This window comes from Actinomadura luteofluorescens (assembly GCF_013409365.1).
Classification (GTDB): domain Bacteria; phylum Actinomycetota; class Actinomycetes; order Streptosporangiales; family Streptosporangiaceae; genus Spirillospora; species Spirillospora luteofluorescens.
Map to the genome: position 1 here is coordinate 6,315,434 of NZ_JACCBA010000001.1, position 19,437 is coordinate 6,334,870.

General features: G+C 71.4%; 20 protein-coding genes. 10 read left to right on the forward strand and 10 right to left on the reverse strand.

The window, feature by feature from the left end; all coding sequences use genetic code 11:
- Positions 1 to 42: 42 nt before the first annotated feature.
- The 3 genes from BJY14_RS29465 to BJY14_RS29475 form a co-directional block, all read right to left on the reverse strand.
- Positions 43 to 852, reverse strand: coding sequence for an ABC transporter ATP-binding protein (locus BJY14_RS29465; RefSeq protein WP_246396154.1), 810 nt, complete (start codon positions 850 to 852; stop codon positions 43 to 45).
- A gap of 20 nt (positions 853 to 872) precedes the next feature.
- The gene (locus BJY14_RS29470; RefSeq protein ID WP_179846582.1) at positions 873 to 1,895 is read right to left on the reverse strand and encodes an ABC transporter substrate-binding protein; all 1,023 of its coding nucleotides are present in this window, start codon (positions 1,893 to 1,895) and stop codon (positions 873 to 875) included.
- Between the two features lie 122 nt (positions 1,896 to 2,017).
- Positions 2,018 to 2,887 carry an ABC transporter permease gene (locus BJY14_RS29475; RefSeq protein WP_179846583.1) on the reverse strand — a complete coding sequence of 290 codons (870 nt, stop codon included), beginning with the start codon at positions 2,885 to 2,887 and terminating at the stop codon, positions 2,018 to 2,020.
- Positions 2,888 to 3,028: 141 nt separating this feature from the next.
- Here BJY14_RS29475 and BJY14_RS29480 point away from each other — a divergent pair, with 141 nt between their 5' ends.
- Positions 3,029 to 4,087 (forward strand): LacI family DNA-binding transcriptional regulator, encoded by a 1,059-nt coding sequence (locus BJY14_RS29480; RefSeq protein ID WP_179846584.1) that lies wholly within the window; start codon positions 3,029 to 3,031, stop codon positions 4,085 to 4,087.
- Positions 4,088 to 4,117: 30 nt separating this feature from the next.
- Positions 4,118 to 5,242, forward strand: coding sequence for a mandelate racemase/muconate lactonizing enzyme family protein (locus BJY14_RS29485; protein ID WP_179846585.1), 1,125 nt, complete (start codon positions 4,118 to 4,120; stop codon positions 5,240 to 5,242).
- Positions 5,243 to 5,299: 57 nt separating this feature from the next.
- Here BJY14_RS29485 and BJY14_RS46755 read toward each other — a convergent pair whose 3' ends face one another.
- Positions 5,300 to 5,428 (reverse strand): hypothetical protein, encoded by a 129-nt coding sequence (locus tag BJY14_RS46755; RefSeq protein WP_281382140.1) that lies wholly within the window; start codon positions 5,426 to 5,428, stop codon positions 5,300 to 5,302.
- Positions 5,429 to 5,623: 195 nt separating this feature from the next.
- Between BJY14_RS46755 and ybiA the strand changes: the two genes are divergently transcribed.
- From ybiA to BJY14_RS29500, 4 genes are all read left to right on the forward strand, one after another.
- On the forward strand, positions 5,624 to 6,151 hold the full coding sequence (gene ybiA / locus BJY14_RS29490) for a riboflavin biosynthesis intermediates N-glycosidase (RefSeq protein ID WP_179846586.1): 528 nt from the start codon (positions 5,624 to 5,626) through the stop codon (positions 6,149 to 6,151).
- A 77-nt stretch (positions 6,152 to 6,228) separates the two neighbouring features.
- Positions 6,229 to 6,420 (forward strand): nucleoside/nucleotide kinase family protein, encoded by a 192-nt coding sequence (locus BJY14_RS44575; protein WP_218905630.1) that lies wholly within the window; start codon positions 6,229 to 6,231, stop codon positions 6,418 to 6,420.
- Positions 6,421 to 6,425: 5 nt separating this feature from the next.
- The gene (locus tag BJY14_RS44580; protein WP_218905631.1) at positions 6,426 to 6,764 is read left to right on the forward strand and encodes a hypothetical protein; all 339 of its coding nucleotides are present in this window, start codon (positions 6,426 to 6,428) and stop codon (positions 6,762 to 6,764) included.
- A 910-nt stretch (positions 6,765 to 7,674) separates the two neighbouring features.
- Entirely contained in the window at positions 7,675 to 8,985 is a 1,311-nt protein-coding gene (locus BJY14_RS29500) for an HNH endonuclease signature motif containing protein (protein ID WP_179846587.1), read from the forward strand.
- Positions 8,986 to 9,544: 559 nt separating this feature from the next.
- Here the strand turns inward: BJY14_RS29500 and BJY14_RS29505 are convergent.
- A complete protein-coding gene (locus BJY14_RS29505) occupies positions 9,545 to 10,123 on the reverse strand; it encodes a GNAT family N-acetyltransferase (protein WP_179846588.1) in 579 nt (192 codons plus the stop codon).
- A gap of 132 nt (positions 10,124 to 10,255) precedes the next feature.
- Positions 10,256 to 10,936 (reverse strand): TetR/AcrR family transcriptional regulator, encoded by a 681-nt coding sequence (locus BJY14_RS29510; RefSeq protein ID WP_179846589.1) that lies wholly within the window; start codon positions 10,934 to 10,936, stop codon positions 10,256 to 10,258.
- 110 nt (positions 10,937 to 11,046) lie between these two features.
- Here BJY14_RS29510 and BJY14_RS29515 point away from each other — a divergent pair, with 110 nt between their 5' ends.
- Positions 11,047 to 12,045, forward strand: a complete 999-nt coding sequence (locus BJY14_RS29515; protein WP_246396155.1) for an NADPH:quinone oxidoreductase family protein — start codon at positions 11,047 to 11,049, stop codon at positions 12,043 to 12,045.
- Between the two features lie 10 nt (positions 12,046 to 12,055).
- Here BJY14_RS29515 and BJY14_RS29520 read toward each other — a convergent pair whose 3' ends face one another.
- Positions 12,056 to 12,649: a helix-turn-helix domain-containing protein gene (locus BJY14_RS29520; RefSeq protein ID WP_179846590.1), complete on the reverse strand. Its 594-nt coding sequence runs from the start codon at positions 12,647 to 12,649 to the stop codon at positions 12,056 to 12,058.
- Between the two features lie 92 nt (positions 12,650 to 12,741).
- Here BJY14_RS29520 and BJY14_RS29525 point away from each other — a divergent pair, with 92 nt between their 5' ends.
- Positions 12,742 to 13,722, forward strand: coding sequence for an NAD(P)/FAD-dependent oxidoreductase (locus BJY14_RS29525; protein WP_179846591.1), 981 nt, complete (start codon positions 12,742 to 12,744; stop codon positions 13,720 to 13,722).
- A 44-nt stretch (positions 13,723 to 13,766) separates the two neighbouring features.
- A complete protein-coding gene (locus tag BJY14_RS29530; RefSeq protein WP_246396157.1) occupies positions 13,767 to 14,918 on the forward strand; it encodes a Cmx/CmrA family chloramphenicol efflux MFS transporter in 1,152 nt (383 codons plus the stop codon).
- A gap of 51 nt (positions 14,919 to 14,969) precedes the next feature.
- Here BJY14_RS29530 and BJY14_RS29535 read toward each other — a convergent pair whose 3' ends face one another.
- The 3 genes from BJY14_RS29535 to BJY14_RS29545 form a co-directional block, all read right to left on the reverse strand.
- Entirely contained in the window at positions 14,970 to 15,914 is a 945-nt protein-coding gene (locus tag BJY14_RS29535) for a hypothetical protein (RefSeq protein WP_179846593.1), read from the reverse strand.
- Positions 15,911 to 16,552, reverse strand: a complete 642-nt coding sequence (locus BJY14_RS29540) for an RNA polymerase sigma factor (protein ID WP_246396158.1) — start codon at positions 16,550 to 16,552, stop codon at positions 15,911 to 15,913. Before BJY14_RS29540 ends, BJY14_RS29535 begins: the two co-directional genes overlap by 4 nt.
- 194 nt (positions 16,553 to 16,746) lie before the next feature.
- The gene (locus BJY14_RS29545) at positions 16,747 to 18,894 is read right to left on the reverse strand and encodes a terpene synthase family protein (RefSeq protein WP_179846595.1); all 2,148 of its coding nucleotides are present in this window, start codon (positions 18,892 to 18,894) and stop codon (positions 16,747 to 16,749) included.
- Between the two features lie 112 nt (positions 18,895 to 19,006).
- On the opposite strand from BJY14_RS29545, the gene BJY14_RS29550 reads away from it, so the two are divergent.
- Positions 19,007 to 19,429 carry a phage holin family protein gene (locus BJY14_RS29550; RefSeq protein WP_179846596.1) on the forward strand — a complete coding sequence of 141 codons (423 nt, stop codon included), beginning with the start codon at positions 19,007 to 19,009 and terminating at the stop codon, positions 19,427 to 19,429.
- The last annotated feature ends 8 nt before the right edge of the window (positions 19,430 to 19,437 follow it).

Sequence of the window (19,437 nt, forward strand, 5' to 3'; positions counted from 1 at the left end):
GAGTGCGGCGCGCCCTCTGGCGTGCCTGGCGGAGCGCGCCGGTCAGTCGGCCGCGCCGCCCGCGCCGAGGAGCCCGCGCACGCGATTGGTGACGCGGGCGAACTCCGGGCGGGCCATCGTCTCGGCGTAGTCGCGCTCGGCGGGCAGGTCGACGTCGATGATCTCGGCGATCGACCCGGGCCGGTCGGTCATCACCACGACGCGGTCGGCCAGGTAGGCGGCCTCCGCGATGGAGTGCGTGACCAGCAGGACGGTCGTGCCCGTCTCCCGCCAGATCCGGTTCATCTCGATGTTGAGCTGCTCGCGGGTGAGGGCGTCGAGCGCGCCGAACGGCTCGTCCATCAGCAGGACGGGCGGCTCGTGCAGCAGCGCCCGGCACAGCGCGACCCGCTGCTGCATGCCGCCGGACAGCTCGTGCGGCAGCGCGTCCTCGAAGCCCTGCAGGCCCGTCATCTCGATCAGCTCGGCGGTCCGCTTGCGCGCCTGCTCGGACGGCATCTTGCGCATCTCCGCCTGCAGCAGGATGTTCTTGCGGGCGCTGCGCCATTCCAGCAGCGCGGCCCGCTGGAACACGTAGCCGATGTCGTGGCGCGGTCCCGAGACCTTGTCGCCGCGCAGCCGCACGTCCCCGGTCGAGGGCTTCAGCAGCCCCGCGACCAGCTTCAGCATCGTGGACTTGCCGCAGCCGGACGGGCCGACGATCGCGACGAACTCGCCCATCGGGACGTCCAGCGACACCTCGCGCAGGGCGGTGACGTCGCGCTTGCGGGTGCGGAACCGGACGGCGACCTCGTCGAGGCTGACGGCCGTCTCCCGGCCGGTGTCCCGCTTCGCGGTGGATTGCTCGCTCATGGTCCTCATCGCTCGTCCCGTCAGGTCTGCGGCGCGGCCGACGACTGCCAGTACTCCGACGGCGCCTGCGCCTTCCCGATGACCCCGGCCTGCTGGAAGGTGGAGATCGTCTGCTTCCAGTCGTCCTCGGAGTTCACGCCGGGCGCCTTGCCCTGCGTCGCGGGGGTGTGCAACAGCGTCAGCGTGGTCTTGAACTGCTCGGTGAGCACCTTCTCGGGCGGCAGCTGCTCGGACGCGCCCGCCATGCTCGCGACGGCGCCCGCCTGGTCGGACTCCGCGGCCGTCCACGACTCGCTCGTGGCGGCGACCATCTCCTTGACCAGCTTCGCGTCGCTCTTCAGCTTCCGCTCGCCCGCCAGCAGGCCGTTGGAGAAGAAGTTCAGCCCGAAGTCGGAGTACCGCAGGTACGAGACCTCCTTGCCGGACTTGGCGGCCATCGTCGGGCCCTGGTCGTTCGCGAAGCCCATGAGCCCCTGGGTCTTGCCGGCGAGCACCGCGGCCATCTTCCCGGCCGGGTCGGTGTTCTGGACGGGGACGTCGCTCGCGCTCATCCCGTTCTTCTGCAGGAACACCGGGAAGGTGCGCGCCAGCGCGTCCCCTGCCGTCCCGGCGATCTTCTTGCCCTTCAGGTCGGCGGGCTTCTTGATCCCGGCCGAGGTGAACGACTGCACGGACGCGGGCGTCGTCTGCAGGAACACGCCGATGCTCTTGACCGGCATCCCCTTGTCGACGGCGGCGAGCAGCGCGGGCGTGTCGGCCCAGCCGAAGTCGGTCTGGCCGGCGCCGGTGGCCTGGACGGTCTTCTGCGAGCCCTGGCCCGCCTTGATCTCCAGGTCGATGCCGTGCTTCTCGAAGATGCCCTTCTTCTTGCCGTAGTAGAACGGCGCGTGCTCGCCGTAGGGGTACCAGTTCAGGGTCAGCGTGACCTTGGTGAGCTTCTTGCCCGAGGCGCTCGTGGTCTCGCCGGAGTCACCGCCGCAGGCGGCGCCGGTGAGTGCGAGTGCCGGCGCCATGACGGCGATGGCGAGGGTGCGGAGTTTCATAGGACGGCCCTCCGTAAAGGGGTGGGTTGTTCTCGGCCGTTGGTCTGTCGGGACGTCCCGTCCGGGAGATTCCGGGCGGGCGGTTCGGGTGGCGGGGGGCGTGCGTCTGCCGGGAGGCGCCGTCAGTAGGTGGTGGTGACGGCCTCGCCGCGGCGGCTGGCGTGCCACGGCAGCAGCAGCTTCTCCGCGACCTCCACGACGACGAACAGCACGACGCCGATGGCCGACATGACCAGCAGCCCGGCGAACAGCATCGGGGTGTCGAGATTGCCGTTGGCCTGCAGGATCACGTAGCCGAGCCCCTCGTTCGCGCCGACGAACTCGCCGACCACGGCGCCGGTGACGGCCAGGGTGACCGCGACCTTCAGGCCGGAGAACAGGTGCGGGAGCGACGCCGGCAGCCGGATCTTGGTGAACGTGGCCATCGGGCTCGCGCCCATCGTGGCCGACAGCTGGAGCATCTCCGGGTCCACCGCCTTCAGCCCGGCGACCATCGAGATCACCACCGGGAAGAAGGCGATCAGAACCGCCACGACGATCTTGGGGCCGATGCCGAAGCCGAGCCACACCACGAACAGCGGGGCGATCGCGATCTTCGGGATGACCTGCGCGAACAGCAGGATCGGATAGAGCGTGCGCTCGACCGTGGCCGAGTACACCATGAGCACCGCGGACGCGACGCCGATGAGCACCGCGAGCGCGAAGCCGATCAGGGTCTCGTACGTGGTGACCCACGTGTGGTGCCAGATGTAGCCCCACTTGTCGCCCATCAGCCGCAGCGTCGCGCCGGGCGAGGGGACGAGGTAGGCCTCCACCAGCTTGAAGGCGCTGATCGCCCACCACGCGGCGAAGCAGGCCACCAGCAGGGCGGCGGGCCGCCACGACCGTTCCAGGCCGTCGCGGACCCGTTCGCCCGCGCCGGGCCTGGCGCGTTCCACGACGCCGGCCGCCTCCGCCGAGGGCGGTGCGGCCGTCGTACCCTGACTCACCATGGGTTCCTCCGGACGGGGTGGTTCGGAAAGCGCGTTGAGAAAGCGCTTTCTGATGTACCGTAAGAACCGGCACATGCCGCGGTCAAGAGGGTCTTCGCCAGGAACCCGCCGCGAGGGCCCGTGCCGGCCGAGGGGGCGTGGATGACGGAAGCGGCCGAAGGGGAGCGCACCGGCGACCGGGCGTACGTGACCCTGCAGGACGTCGCGCGGGAGGCGAGCGTCTCGCTGGCCACCGCGTCCCGCGTCCTGAACGGGACCTCGCAGGTCCGCGCCGACCTGCGGGAACGCGTCCTGGCCGCGGCGGCCGAGCTGAGCTACACCCCGAACGCGCACGCCCAGGCCCTCGCCAGCTCCTCCAGCAAGTCCGTCGGCGTCGTCTGCCACGACGTCAGCGACCCCTACTTCGCCGCCATTGCCCGCGGCGTCATGCGCACCGCCGCCGAGCACGGGATGCTGGTGATGCTCGCCAGCACGTTCCGCGACCCGGCGCGCGAGGTCGAGTACGTGGCGATGCTGCGCGCCCAGCGGGCCCGCGCGATCCTGCTCATCGGGTCCGGCTTCGAGGACCGCGACTGGGAGCGGGCGATGGCCGCCGAACTCGACCCCTACCAGCGCACCGGCGGCCGCGTCGCCGTCCTCAGCCGGCACCGCAGCCTCAAGGTCGACGCCATCCTGCCGCAGAACCGGGAGGGCGCCGCCGCCCTCGCCCGCGCCCTGCTCGACCTCGGCCACCGCCGCTTCGGCGTGCTGACCGGCCCCCGCGCCCTCACGACCGTCCACGACCGGCTCGGCGGGTTCACCGACGCGCTCGCCGACGCCGGCGTCCGCGTCGACCCCGGGCACATCGTCGAGGCCCCCTTCACCCGCGACGGCGGCTACCGGGCGGCGGTCGAACTGCTCAGCCGCGACAACCGTCCGACCTGCGTGTTCGCCGTCACGGACGTGATGGCGGTCGGCGCGCTCGCCGCCTTGCGCGACCACGGCGTGTTAGTGCCGGAGGAGATGTCGCTCGCCGGATTCGACGACATCTCGATCGTCCGCGACCTGACCCCGGCGCTCACCACCGTCGCGCTGCCGCTGAACGCGATGGGGGAGCGCGTCATGGGCCTGGCCCTGCGCGAGCCCGCCACCCGCCGCAGCCGCATCGAGCGCGTCGCGGGCGAGGTGGTGCTGCGCGCCAGCACCGCACCGCCCGGCTGACCCGGGCGCCCGCTTCCCGGGAGACATGAAATGAAGATCGAGAAAATCGAGACGTTCTGTGTCGCGCTGCCCACCCACCGCTCGTTCGGGGTGTCCGGAGGGGCGGTCGCCGTCGCCGGGCGGCCCAGCCTGCGCGTCCTCGTCAAGGTCAGCGCCGAGGGCGCGCACGGCTGGGGCGAGGCGACCCCCATCCCCGCCTGGACGTACGAGACCGCCGAGTCCATCGTCACCACCATCGACCGGTACCTCGCGCCCGCGATCATCGGCCGTCCCGCCTGGGACCTCGACGGCGTGACGGCCGCCTTCGACCGCGCCGTCAACCGGGGCTTCAGCATCGGGGCGCCGCTCGCCAAATCCGCCGTGGACGTCGCCCTCCACGACCTGCTCGGCCGCGCCGCCGGCGTCCCGCTGGGCGTCATGTGGGGCCAGCGCCGCCGGGAGACGATCGACCTCGGCTGGATCGTCTCCGGCCGTTCCCCGGGCGAGGTGGCGCAGAGCGTCGCCGAAGGCCGTGACCTGGGGTTTCGTGCCTTCAAGGTCAAGATCGGCCTGGGGCCCGAGGACGCCGAGGTCGTCGAGGCCGTCCGCCTGCACGCGGGCGACGAGGCGGCGCTCTGGGTGGACGCGAACCAGGGCTACACCGTCCGCTCGGCCATCACGATGGCGCGCCGCCTGGAGGACCTCGGCGTGACCGCGTTCGAGCAGCCCCTCCCGGCCAACGACATCGCCGGCCTGCGACGCCTCCGCGACGCCTCCCCGATCCCGGTCGCCCTCGACGAGAGCCTCCGCCACCCGTCCGACCTGGCGACCTTCGTCCGCCTCGACGCGGTCGACGTCGCCATCGCGAAGGTCCAGCGCACCGGCGGCCTGACCCTGTCCCGCCGCCTGTGCGCCCTCGCGGAGGACTGCGGCGTCGCGCTGATGGGCTCCGGCCTCACCGACTCCGACCTCGGCCTCGCCGCGTCCCTGCACCTCTTCTCGGCTTTCGGCGTCGACACCCCGGTCGACCTCAACGGCCGCCAGTTCATCGAATCCCCGTACGCGGGCCCGACCGTCGAGATCCGCGACGGCACCGCCCGCGTCCCCGACGCCCCAGGCCTCGGCGTCGAGGTGGACGAGCGGACCGTCCGCGACCTGGCGGTCGACGTCCTCTAGACGCGAAGAACCCGCCCGGGCCCCGGGCGGGTTCTCATCTATCGGCCTGAGAGGCCGTCAATGCGCGGCGAGCTCGTCCTCGGACACGTCGACCTCCGCGGGACGCTCGGAGTCCGGTTCCGCGGGCCGCCATTCGGGCCACGCGTCGATCTTGGTCCGCCGGGGGTTCGCCAGGGCGTTGTCCATTGTTACCGCAGTCCTCCTGTTCAAGGCCGGGCCGGATCAATAGATGGTCCCGGCGGGATGCCGGGTCCGCAAAATGGTCTAGACCGCGGTTCCCATCCCGGGCCGCGGCAAACCTCATAACAACGTCAATCGATCATCCATTCCCGGCGGGAAACGGGATGGACGGCGACGGCCGTCCCTGGCACGCTCTCACCCATGGACGTCGCCGAGCTGATCCGCCTCCAGGAGCAGGGTGCGCGCCCGAAGTTCCTGTTCTTCTGGGGCCACCAGACCCCAGGTCGCGGCTACCTCAGCCAGTGGTGGCCGTCCCCCTTCACCGTCGGCGGCGTCACCTACGCGACCGCCGAGCACTACATGATGGCGGAAAAGGCCCGCCTCTTCGGCGACGAGGAAACGGCCGCCGCCATCCTCGCCGCGCCCCATCCCCGCCGCGCGAAAGACCTCGGCCGCCGCGTCCGCGACTTCGACGAGCAGACATGGCGCGACAATCGTGTGACCATTGTCACAAAGGCCAGCGAGGCCAAGTTCGCCCAGAACAAAGATCTTCGCGACTACCTCGCCGGCACCGGCGACCGCGTCCTCGTGGAAGCGAGCCCCCTCGACCGCGTCTGGGGCATAGGCCTGACCGCCGACGACCCCCGCGCCGAACACCCCGCCTCCTGGCAGGGCGAGAACCTCCTGGGCTTCGCCCTCATGACCGCCCGCGAGACGCTGTCCGCCTGACCTCACCACCGGTCGATCACCTTGCTTGTTCGAATATCGGATCGCTTGAGACCTGCGGACGGTGGCACGCTGCCTGCATGGACCAAGCAGAGGCGCTGCTCATCGGGGGCCGGGCAGGCGTCGGCAAGACGACGGTGGGGTGGGAGGTCTCGGCGCTGCTGCGGGCCGCGCGGGTCCCGCACGCGATCATCGATGGGGACTTCATGGGGCAGGTGCATCCGGCGCCGGAGGGGACCCGGACCGCGCCGAGATCACAGAGCGGAACCTGACCGCCGTGTGGGGGAACTACGCGCGATGCGGCTACCGCCGCCTGATCTACACCAACACCCTGAGCATCCTGCCCGAGGTGAACGGCATGTTCGAACGCGCCCTGGGGACGGAGACGCGGATCGTCCGTGTCCTGCTCACCGCCTCCGACGCTACGGCGCGCGAGCGGCTGGTGCGCCGGGAGTTGGGCTCTGAACTGGAGCAGGAGCTTCAGGGCAGCGCCCGCAAGGCACGATTCCTGGACCAGCACGCCCCCGCCGACACGGTACGAGTGACGACGGACGCGCGAACCGTCACGGACATCGCAAACGAGGTAGTGACCGCCACCGGCTGGACCGCAGTCTGATTTGGGCCGCTGTCTGACCTGGATCGCTGTCTGACCTGGATCGCTGTCTGATCTGGGCCGCTGCCTGATCTGGACTGAGGACGTCTTGCCGTAAGTCATGTCTGATTCGGACGGTGCGCTGATGATGTTCGTGGGATAGCGCGCCGCGTGACATTCGATCTCGCGAGGCGTGCCTTTTATGGGAGGTGTTGGGGCGGGGCGGGGCGGGGCGGGGCGGGGCGGGGCGGGGCGTGCAATGGCTGTGTCGACTCCTGCATCCTTGACCGTCGAGCATGGAAGTGGCCGCCGTCGGTCGGAATGTGCACGGTTGTGGAGGCGGGCAGGAAAAAGGTCGTTGGATGTTGGGCGCTGAATCCCGATCAACATCGTTATTGTCTTCTGGGTCGGCAGCATATGGGATTCGGCGTGCTTTCGTTCTGCATTCGCTCCCTTTTGGGGGGCGAGCATGGGGTGCTGGGGGCGTGTTCGTACGTGGTGTGTTCTTCGAGGGGGCGGCCGGGGTGGGGTGGCGCTGCGTACGGGGCCGCCCCTCCAAAGTCAAGGGCGCCTTCGGCGTCGCTACGCGATGGGACTTCGTCCCACCCTTGACTTCGGAGCCTCTGCGGCCCCTGGTGCAGGTTTCGTCGGGCAGGCTCCGCCTGCCCCCGCCCGACGCGCCACCCCACCCCTCCAAGAGGGTCTGTCCTCTTTCGCTCCGAGAGGGCCCAATCGTTCAAGGGTGCGACAGAGGACGGACCTGGCCGGGCGGGAAGTTCGTCGGCCCTGGGAGGGGGTTCTTCGCAGGAGATTTGGATCACGAATCGAATTCGAATGTGAGCCGACTCCGTCTATCTCTTCAGTGATAGAAGTAAGACCGCGCAATGCGCGGTTGTGGGAGAGTTCGGTCAGCGGTTCGATATAGGCTCTACTTATGCGTTCAGTCGTTGTCGATCTCGATTCGGCGTCCACCATGGAATTGGTGAACGTCGCGTCCGCGATCGCGGCTGAACTCGCCAAGCGCCCCGCGCCGGATTCCGCGCCAGCCTGCATGGAGCTGACTGAAACCCTCGCTGCCGCCTCCGATATGCACGAGGCAGCCCTCGCCGGATTCATCGGCGTGGTCGACACCGGCCGGGAAGTGCAGCGGTGGGGCTTCCCCTCCACGCAGTCATGGCTGCGCAACCGCCTGGGCATGCGTGAGGCCCGTGCCAAAGAGCGCCTCACCCTGTCCCGGCAACGGCATCGCCTCACCGAGCTGACCGGTCGATGGGAGTCCGGGACCGTCTCGTTCGGGTACGCGTCCACCATCGCGGGCGCAGTCGCCCGGCTGGACGACGAGGACTGCAAAGCTGCCGAGGAGATCCTGCTCGGCATGGTCGACCAGTCCTTCTCCGCCGGGAAGGTCGCCTCGTTCGGCCGCCGTATCCGCGACGTGATCGCCGAGCGAGACGGCACCGAACAGCCCCCCGACGCCGACACTCGTCGCGCCTACGAGCGGTCCTGGATCGACACCACCCGATCCCTGGACGGCGGCCGCTACATCAAGGGGTGGCTCAACGCCGAAGACGCCGCCATCTGGGACGGCACTCTCGGTCCGCTCGCCAAGCCGGCCGGGACCGACGACCACCGCGACCTGTCCGAACGCACCGCGGCCGCCCTCACCTCCGTACTGTCCGGCGGCCACAAGGCCACCAAGGTCACCGTCATCTGCGAACTGGACACCCTCACCGGCGGCCATGCCCCCGCCCGCCTCGCCGACGGAACCCCGATCCCGGCCGAACAGGCCCGCCGCATCGCCCTGTCAGCCGGGGTGTCGCCCCTGCTGCTCGGCAAGGGCAGCATCCCCCTGTATCTGGGCCGCACCGAACGCTTCGCCACCCCCGGCCAGCGCCGCGTCCTGGAAAGCCTCAACCCCACCTGCGCCGTCCAGGGCTGCGAAGTCCCCGGCGCCCTCTGCGAAGTCGACCATGTCGACGGATGGGCGCTCGGCTCGCCCACAGACATCGACCAGCTCACCCTCACCTGCGGATGGCACAACCGCTGGAAGGCCACCAACCCCCACCGAGTCCACATCACCAAGACTCCGAACGGCCGCTACACCTACCGCCTCCAGCCACCGGCCGCCTCCAGGCTCCCAGCCACCAAGCCCCTAACCCCGTGGACCGTAGAACCCAAAACGATCCCCCCACCCCACCGAATCACCCTCACCACACCCCCACCAACAAACCCCCGCGCCCCGTAACCCAACCCCCCGCGCCATCCCCCTCCCCGTCCCCACCCCCCACCACCCAGACCAACTGGGCCACTTCCCCGTGCCCTCACTCAGCGCACCCCACCACCCGCCCCGGCCAACGACAAGAGAACCGCCCCGCCCCGCTCCCTGCTAGCCCGCCCCGCCCTGCCCGCCCACGCGTGCTTCGGCTTAGCCCCGCCTTGCCTCGCCAGGCCTGTCCGCGCCTCGCCCACCCCACTCGCCCCCACCTCGCCCCGCCTCACCCAGCATCGCCCCGCCCGGCCGCGTGTATGTCGGCCCTGCCCTGCCCTGCCTCGCCGGGCCTTTCCTCGCCCGCCCCCGCCCGGCAACGCGTGCTTCGGCTTCGCCTCACGTTGCCCCGCCGGGCCTTTCCTCGCCCGCCCCGCTTGGCTCTGCCTCATGTCGCCCTGCCCGGCCACGCGTGTCTCGGCCTTGCCTAGCGCTGCTTGCTCTGCCTCGCCAGGACTTGCCGGTGCTTGTGTTGAGTACGGAGCTCTCGTTGGTGGGGTGGCGGAGTTTTTGCTGGTGAGAAGTCGGGTGGCGCGGGTTAGTGGATCTGTCGGGCCATGAAGATCGCTTGCTCGCCGGCCGACTCGGTGCCGTCGTAGAGCCTGGTGTCCAGCCCGCAGAAGGCGAAGCCCATCTTCAGGTAGGCGCCGATCGCGGGGGCGTTGATGTTGCTGACTTCAAGCCATACATGCCCGGCACCCTGCTCCTCGGCGAAGTCGAAGGCGTGGCTCATCAAGGTTCGTCCCAGACCCCTGCCCCTCCATCCTGGGGCGACCTCGATGTCGCAGATGGTCAGGCGCCTGTTCCATGGTTCGAAGGAGCTCTCCACGAACCCGCACAGTTCGTCTCCGCTGTAGGCGACCACCGTCTGGCTCAGCTCGGGATCGCGGTCGGCCCGGGTGTCCTCATCGGCTGGGAAGACCTTGTGGATCGGAGGGGTCACGGGAGTCTGGCGGAGCGTGAAGCCCTCGCCCGTTTCGACCACTTCGAACACGGAATCTGTTGTGAACGACCCATCGAGCTTCGCCAAGGCCTGATCGTCCTCAGGTCGAGCAAGCCGGTAGGTGACGGCGCCCCGCACGCCGAGCACCGTCGCATCGTTCACGGTCTTCTTCATGATCGACAACCTACTGCCGTACAAGCGGGAGGCTTCGTCCCGTTGCCGTGTCATGAGCAGCCTCTGTCCGCACCGCTCTGCGGTCGCGTCGGGTCCGGCAGCACCGCCGGCTGGAACGGCGTCCGTAACTCGTCAGGCAGGGACCGCTCCACCTTCTCCGCGGCCGCAGGCTGGCGCTGAGCCAAGTTCGATGGCGTCTTGGTCGGCCATCCTTGTGGGGGTGGGCCAGGCGGTCATGGCGTGGGTGATGATCGATTCCAGGTCGGGGCGGGTGGCGCCGTCGCGGGCTTGTAGGGAGAGGCCCTGCACCACGGTGGTGTAGTAGCGGGCGAGGGCGTCGAGGTCGGTGGGGGACGCGGTGAGGTCGCCGTCGGTCACGCCGCGGGCCAGGCGGGCCCTGATGGCGGCGAGCATGTCGTGCCGGAGGCCGGCCAGGAACTCGCGGACCTCGTGGTTCTCCACGGCGCCGGTCGGGGCGGCGAGGACGAGCATGCAGTAGTGCGGGGCGTCGGAGCGGGTGATCTCGTCGGCGGTGGCGCGCAGCATGGCGTGGATCGCGGCGCGGGCGGTCGGCTGCTCGCGCAGGGCGCGTCTCGGGGGTTCGCCCGAGGTCGTGCCGTAGAGCGCCATGACCTTGCGGAACAGGTCCGCTTTGCTGCCGAAGCAGGCGTAGATGCTGGCCGAGGCGATGCCCATGGCCTGGGCCAGGTCCTTGAGGGACGTGCCCTCGTAGCCCCGTTCCCAGAACACGTCCAGCGCCTGGCGCAGGGCGGTGTCCGGGTCGAACGTGCGCGGCCTGCCGCGACCAGCCATCGGGATGCGTCTCCGTACTTGTTTGTCGTTCGATCAACTTTACCTTGACCGGCGCCTCGTGCGCGTGGGACGGTTTGTTTGTCGTTCGATAAACAAATAGGAGCCGACCGTTGAACCTTCCCGCCACCATGCGCGCCCTGCGGCAGACGTCGCTGAACGGCCCCCAGGACCTGCGGCTGATCGATGACGCGCCGGTACCGGGCCCCGGCCCCGGCGAGGTTCTGGTCCGGGTCACCGCCGCCGGAGTCAACTTCGTCGACGTCTCGCAGGCCCACGGCACGTTCGCGGGTGGGCCGCAGCCGCCGTATGTGGCGGGCATCGAGGGCGCGGGCGAGGTCGTCGCCCTCGGGGAGGGGGTGGACGGTCCGGAGCCCGGAACCCATGTCGTCGGCGTCGGGGTCATGGGCGGCGCGTTCGCGGAGTACATGGTGCTGCCCGCGGCCGCGGCGGTTCCCGTGCCGGTGGGCTGGGGCGACGAGCAGGCCTTGGGCATGGTCGTGAACTGGCCGACCGCGCTGGCGGCGCTCAAGCCGCTGGGCCGCATCGAAGCAGGTCAGACGGTGTTGATCCACGCCGCGGCCGGCGGGACCGGTCAGGTCGCGGTGAGGCTGGCCAAGCACTACGGCGCGACGGTGATCGCCGCCGCCTCGCCCGGCAAGCACGAGGTCGTCCTGGCGCTGGGCGCCGACCACGTCATCGACTCGCGCGCCACCGACCTCGCCGGCGAGGTCCTGCGCCTGACGGGCGGCGCAGGCGCCGACCTGGTGCTGGAGTCGGTCGGCGGCGCCGTCCTCGACGCCAGTCTGGCCGCGGCCAAGCGGGTGACGGGACGGGTCGTCGTCTACGGCGTGGCCGGCGGCGAAGCCGCGATCACCAACTGGGAACTGGTCTACGAGCACCAGGTCCACCTGATCGGCCTGAACATCGGCACTCTGATCCAGGCCGCACCGCAGATCTTCGGCGAGGTCATGGGGGAGATGTCCGCGCTCCTCGCGGCCGGGGTGCTCGGCCCCGGCCGGCCCACCACCTACGAGCTGGCCGAGGGGCCCAAGGCGCTCGCGGAACTGGAGGCGCGGGCCACCGTGGGCAAGCTGGCTCTGCTGCCTTGAGCGGGAATGTTCAGTGCGCCTGGCGGGGACGGGGCTTGGCGCGGACGTGGAGGCGTTCCCCCTGGCGGCCGAAGAGGCTGAGGACCTCGACCGGGCCTTCGCCCGTGGTGCCGAACCAGTGCGGTAGCCGGGTGTCGAACTCGGCCACCTCGCCCGGGCCCAGGATCAGGTCGTGGTCGGCCAGGACCAGGCGCAGACGTCCCGAAAGCACGTAGAGCCACTCGTAGCCCTCGTGGGTGCAGAGGTCGGGCACGCGCCGGGCCGCCGGGAGGACCATCTTGTACGACTGGATCGGGCCGGGCTGGCGTGTCAGGGGGAGGACGGTGTTGCCGTTCACCCGCCGGGGCGTCAGCCGGACGCGGGGGTCGCCGACCTCGGGGGCGCCCACCAGTTCGTCCAGCGGGACCTGGTGGGCGTGCGAGATGGGCAGCAGCAGCTCCAGGCTTGGACGGCGCTGACCGGACTCCAGGCGCGACAGCGTGCTCTTCGAGATTCCGGTGGCCTCGGACAGCTCGGCCAGTGTCACGTTGCGCTCGGTGCGCAGCCGCTTGAGGCGCGGGCCGACCTCGGCGAGCGCGTCGGCGATGGCGGGTGGGTGATGCATGCCCCCATTCCACTGCGGCCGTCCCGGAAATGGCAACAAAGGTTGTCGGCCGGGCGGCGGGGAGGGCACTGTCCGCGGCGGAGGTGATCGCGATGAGCGATGACGAGTACGACGTCGCGGTGGTCGGTGCGGGGGCCGCCGGGTTGAACGCCGCGCTGGTGCTGGCGCGGGCGCGGCGGCGGGTCGCGGTGGTGGACGCGGGCGAGCCCCGCAACGCTCCGGCCGCGCACATGCAGGGGTTCCTGTCGCGGGACGGTATGCCGCCCGCCGCGCTGCTGGACGTGGGCCGGGCCGAGGTCGCCGGGTACGGGGCGGCTCTGATCGGCGCCCGGGTGGAGCACGTCGATCCCGGGTTCACCGTGCGCCTCGTCGGCGGTGCGGTCCTGAGCGCGCGGCGGCTGGTGGTGGCCACCGGCCTGCGGGACGAGTTGCCCGGCATCCCCGGGGTGGCGGAGCGGTGGGGGCGGGACGTGCTGCACTGCCCTTACTGCCACGGGTACGAGGTCCGCGACCAGCCCCTGGGCGTGCTGGGCACCTCGCCCGGCGCGGTGCATCAGGCCCTGCTGCTGCGGCAGTGGTCCGAGGACGTGGTGCTGTTCGCCCACACCCTGGAGCTGGACGAGGAGGAGCGCGAACGTCTCACCGCCCGCGGCGTGCGCCTCGTGGAGGGGGAGGTCAAGCGGGTGGTCGCGGACGATCGGGTGCGCGGCGTCGAGCTGGCCGGCGGGCGGACGGTGCCGCGCCGCGCGGTGTTCCTGTTCCCGCGCATGGTTCCGCGCGACGCCCTGCTGACCGGGCTCGGCTGCGCCGTCGAGGACGGCCGGGTCGTCACCGACCGGACCGGACGCACCACTGTGCCGGGCGTGTGGGCGGTCGGGAACGTGACCGATCCGCGCGCGCAGGTCGTCACCGCCGCCGGCATGGGCTCCGCGGCGGCCATCGCCCTCAACGCCGACCTGCTGGACGAGGACGTCCACCGCGCCATGGACCAGCACCGCGCCGTGGACCAGCACCGTGTCGTGGACCAGCACCGCGCCATCGAGCAGCACCGTGTCGGGGGTGGGGGGCGGTGAGTGTCGGAGTCGTGTCGGAGCCGGCTTCGGTCTCCGGGAGGAGGTTGCCGCTCGGGGTCTACCTGCTCGCGTTCAGCCTGTTCGCGATGGGCAGCGCGGAGTTCCTGCTGGCCGGGGTCCTGCCGGAGATCGCCGACGATCTGCGGATCAGCCTGTCCTCGGCCGGCGCGCTGATCTCGGCGTTCGCCGCCGGGGTGGTCGTCGGGGGGCCTCCCCTCGCCGTCCTGACGCTGCGCTGGCCGCGACGTGCCACGCTGGTGGCGACGCAGGTCGTCTTCGCGGTCTCGGTGGCGGTCGGCCTTGTGGCCGACGATTACGCGGTGCTGCTGGTCACCCGCTTCCTGTGCGGCCTGGCCTATGCGGGGTACTGGGCGGTCGCGGCGGTCACCGCGATCGGCCTCGTCACGCCCGACCGCACCGCGCGGGCTTCGGGGGTGGTCGTCAGCGGGCTCAGCCTGGCGATGGTCGCCGGGGGTCCGGCGGGCGCCCTGCTCGGCTACTTCACCGGGTGGCGGGGCGGGTTCTGGGGGGTGGTGGCCCTGACCGCCGCGGGCGCTGTCCTGAGCCTGCTCGCGGTGCCCGCGACCAGCGCGGACGCGGAGCCGAGCGTGCGGCGTGAGCTGCGCACCATGGGGCGGCCGCGGCTGTGGGTCGTCTACGCCGCCACCATCCTGAGCACCGCCGCCTACATGATCTCGTTCAACTATCTCGCGGCGTTCCTGACCGACGTCACCGGCGTTCCGGGCGTGTGGGTGCCGGCGGTCCTCGCGCTGTTCGGCGTCGGCGCCTTCATCGGGCTGTCCGTCGGGGGCCGGATCGCCGACAGGCGGCCCACGCACGCGCTCATGGCGGGGGCGCTGGGGATAGCGGCATGTTCCGTCCTGCTCGCGGTCCTGGCCGGGCATGCGCCGGCCGTCGTCCCGCTCGTCCTACTGCTCGGGGTCGCCGGATTCGTGCTGAACCCGGCCATCTACGGGCGGGTGTTCGCCATCGCGGCAGATGCGCCGACCCTCGCAGGGGCCACGACCGTCTCGGCGTTCCAGCTTGGCATCAGCATCGTGCCGGCCCTCGCCGGTGCCGCCATGAACGCTGGCGCGGGCCTCACCTCCGTCACCTGGATCGGTGCCGGGCTGGCGGCGGCCATCGTGCCGACGGTCCTCCTCGACCGGACGCTCTCCCGCCGCGAACGGGACTGACCAGACCACGAGGAGGCGCGGACCGCCCCGGCCGGGGCGGTCCGCCGGTGGTCACGGGGTCTTGGTCGGGGTCGCGCTCGGTGCGCCGGGGGCGCTGGAGGGCGGCTGGGCGCCGGCGGTCTCGGTCGGGTTCGGGCCCACGAAGAGGAGGACCTGGTTCTTGGCCCAGGGGACCGCGTCGTGGACGTACCACGTGGGCGGAGCCTGGCCGGACTTCAGGACCTTGCTGGCGTTCCCTTCCATGGCGCGGTACTCCGGCACCGTGACGTGCCGCTTGCGCAGGGCCGCCAGCACCTCGTCGACGCGGTGCTTGCGGTAGGTCATGCCGTGCATGACCTCGCCCAGGGCGGTGGCGGGGGCTGTGCTGTCGTACTTCTCGCCCGGACGGGCCTCCCGCCCGAAGGCGATGGTGGCGGTGCCCTTGTAGCCGGTGCGGATCCGGACGCCGACCGGGCAGACGTCGCCCGCGCCGCCGGTCTCGCACTCGCCCTTGGCGGTGATCGTGGTGACGTCGCGCTCGGTGGTGTTCTCGCTGGTGTCCATCATGACGACGGTGCCGACGATGGACGGGGAGGTCGGGACCATCGACAGGGTGACGTCGAGGCCATGGGCGGCGAACTCCTCCTTGTAGCGCTTCGGGTCGGCCAGCGGGTCGCGGACGCGCACGTCGATGTAGCCGCCCTTGCGGGTGAACGTCAGCGCCGCGACCAGCCCGACGCGCGGGCTCGCCGGGGTGATGGCCGGGGCCCCGCCGGATCCGCCGTCGCGGGCCATCGCGACCGCCGTGACGGCGGCGCCGGCGATGCCCGCCGCGGCCAGCGGGAGGCCGATGAGCATGACCGGCGAGCGCCGCCTGCGCGGGGCGGCCGAGGGGACCGCGGTCGCGGTGATGCGGTCGGCGAGGGCGGTGGCCGCGTCGCCCGGCAGCAGGGCCCCGGCCTGACGGTCGGTGACGGAGGCGAGCCCCGCGATCAGTGGGTCGATGTCGCGGTTCATGTGGGGTCTCCGTTCGGGATCCGCCGCCCCGCGGCGGGCAGGGGCGTGGTGGGCAGGGGCGTGGCGGGCAGGGGCGTGGAGGCGGCGGGGGCGTCGGCGTCCGCGCGGGCCAGGGCGCGGGCGAACCGGCGGCGGGCGCGGTGCAAGCGGATCCGCACCGCGTTGCGGGAGCAGCCGAGGACGGTCGCGATCTCGCCGTGGTCGAGCCCCTCCCAGCCGACCAGGGCCAGCAGCTCGCGGTCGGACTCGGGCAGGCCGCGGAACGCGGCGCCGACACCGGCCAGGTCGCCGTCGGGCGCGTCGTGGCCGGTCAGGCCGTCGCGCACCTGGGAGCCGAGGTCGGCGGCCAGCGCGGACCGGCGGCGCTCGCCGCGGTGGTGGTTGGCCAGGACGCGCCGGGCCACCCCGTACAGCCACAGGCGGGCCTCGTCACCGGGCGGGACGTCGTCGAGCCGCCGCCAGGCCGTGAGGAACGTCTCCGCCAGGACGTCGGCGGCGTCCTGCGGGTCGCTGGTGCGGCGCAGCGCGTACCCGAGGATGCGGGCGCGGTTGGCCGCGTAGACGTCCTCGAAGCGGCGGCGCCGGTCGTCGGGCGGGCGGGATTCCTGCGCGTGGGGTGTTCGCGATGGGGATGGCAAGCCCTCTCCTCTCGTCGCGGCGTTCTCACCGGACGCAGGGCACATGTCCGCACATCGCCGAGCATTTCAGCACAGCTCTTCACGCGGCGCAGCACTCAACGCGGCGCAGCACTTCAACGGAGACTTTCCCGCTCTGCCGCTCAGGCCGCCGTCCCGGGGCGGGGACCGGGGCGGCGGCCTGAGAGGGGCGCCGCTCAGTGGGCGGCGCGCGCGAGGAAGTGGAAGGCCGACGTCCCCAGACCGGCGGGCTTGGGGAGGCGGAACACGGGCTCGCGCTCGTCGTAGCGGTCGGTCTCGCGGTGCCAGGCGAGGACGCCGGCCATCCAGTCGCGCAATTCCTCGACGTACGAGGAAAGTGCGTCTCGGGCGGCCGCGTCCAGGTCGAGCAGGTCGCAGAGGGCGGGGAGCTCGCCGCCGGCGAGCTGCTCGAACTGGCGGCGGCGCGAGGCGATGAGGTCGGCCACGATGGGCAGCGCCTCGTCGCGGCCGCAGCCGAAGAAGTTCCCGACGGCGAGGACGCCGTTGTTGAGCTCGCCCTCGTACTCGATCTCCTTCCGGTAGGAGAAGCAGTCGTTCAGCAGGCCCCCGACGTCCATCGCGGAGGCGTTGATCTCGCGCAGGGTGCGGGTCTCGAAGACGTGCGCGGGAATCTCGTTCGCGCGCCCGATGCGCGCCAGGCTCATCGTCAGCTCGGAGCCGAACGTGTGCCGGCGCATCTCGATGTAGTCGACGGGGTCGGGGACGCGCGACTGGAGGTGGTTGTTCAGCTCCCACACCCAGCTCTCGACCATGTGCTCGACGGCCGCGCGGAACTCGCGGCGGCCCCGGTCGTCCATGGGCCCGGCGGTGCGGGGCCACAGGTCCGCCAGCCCCGCCTCGAACGGGTTCTCAGGGGCGGGGGTGGCGCCGCAGTCCAGCGGCATGAACCGGGGGACGCGGGCGTTGAACGCCTTCGCGCCCGCCATGTCGCGGTCGCGGTTGAAGACGGCCGGGAAGAAGTCGTCGCCGAACGTGCCGCACGCCAGCCACTGGACGGCGAGGTCGAGCGCCTCCGGATCCGCGCCGGGGACGAGGGAGGCGCCGCAGACCTCCAGCGCCATCCCGGTGAGCCGGTCGGGGCTCCACACCGGGACGGGCGTCCGGGGATGCGGGGAGAACATGCCCATCTCCCGTGCCCAGGCCGGCAGGTTGCGCCCGGCCCGCTCGCGGTGGGGGTTCGTACGGGCCGCGTAAGGGATGTCGAACGAAGGCAGCGGCGTAGGCCCGACCTTCTGGAAGGGGACATGGGGGAGGCTGATCCGCGCCGACTTCAACAGGGCGGGGATGCGGGCGGCGGACATCCCGAGCGACCTGTCGTTCATGTACCGGCTGGACCGCAGGTGCCATTCGTGGCCGCCGGACTGCCAGTCCTGGAGGGCCTTCACGTAGGCGGCGACGCTCGCCCGTTCCGCCGGGTCGAGGGCGTGGTCCTCGAAGACGTGCGGCAGTTCGGTCACCGCGGTGTTCTCGAACTGCCGCAGCCGGGAGGTGAGCAGGTCGTTGACGGTGTCGGCGGCGACCTGCGGCGCGACCGACAGGAACCGCTCCATCACCAGGACGGAGTTGTTGACCTCGCCCTCGGTCTCGGTCTCGCGCTGGTAGGAGAAGATGTCGTTGCGCAGGTGGACGGCGTCGGAGAAGGTGTCCTTCAGGACGCGCAGGGGCCGCGTCGCCACCACGCGTTCGGGGATCTCGACGCCCGCGGCGTGCTCGGCGAGGTCGGCCGACCACGGCGCCCCGCCGACCTTGCGCCGCATCTCGATGTACTCGACCGGGTTCGGGATCCGGCCGGTGCTGATGTTGGACAGCTCCCACAGCGACTCGCGCAGCAGGTTCAGGGTGCTCACCGAGAAGCGGCGCCGCCAGGCGTCCGAGCGCGCCGGGACGGTCCGCGCCCACAGGTCGGCGAGCCCGCGCTCGACGGCGTTGACCGGTTCGGGCGGGTCGAGCGACATGAACAGCGGCAGCCGGTCGAGGTAGGTGCGGGCGCCCTCCTGGTCCTGCGGTTTCTTGAAGACCTCCAGGAAGTGGTCGTCGAAGTAGAAGACCCAGACGTACCAGTCGGTGACGAGGTCGAGCTCCGGGGCCGCGCAGTCGGGGTGCGTGTAGGCGCACAGGAGGGCGTAGTCCATCCCTTCGAGCTCCCGCTCGTCCCAGATGTCGGGGGTGCCGGGGTCGCGGTCGGCGTCCAGCATCCTCATCTCGCGCGCCCACGCCATGGTGTGGCGCCGCGCGCCCTCCAGATGCGGGTTGAGCCGCGCGGGGTACGGGACGTAGAAGTCGGGCAGCTCGAAGGGTTGCATGTACCGGCCTCTCTGTCGGGTCCGGTTCGGCAACCTACAGCACATGCAAAGTCACTGAAAGTGATACATTGCTTGCCGGAATCTCCCCCCAATACGGGGGTAAGCCGAGGTCATGTCGAAGTCGCGCAAACCTGCCGCGGCCAACGACCCGCTGGAGCAGAACCTCGTGCTCGCCCGGCGTGTGGTCGAGGCGGCGCAGGAAGAGATGATCAATAAGGCCCGGCAGCGCGTCCCGGCGCTGCGCCTGGGGGCCGTGGCCGGGGCGTTCGGGGTCATGGCGACCGCGGCCACCTACCGCATGAACGTGCTGCTGCTGGAGAGGAAGCTGCCCCCCGAGCTGGCGTCGTTCATCACCGCCGCCGTGTACGGGGGAGGGGCGGGCGCGGCGGCGATGGCGGCGTCCCGCAAGTGGAAGGGGCTGCCGGCGCCGCTGCCGACCGACACGGCCCCGGCAGGTGGTGGAGATCCTCACCGACAACGACTGATCGCCCGGGGCCGGGCACGGCCCTTCGACGCGGCGGCCGAGGTTCTGTGACCGATGGG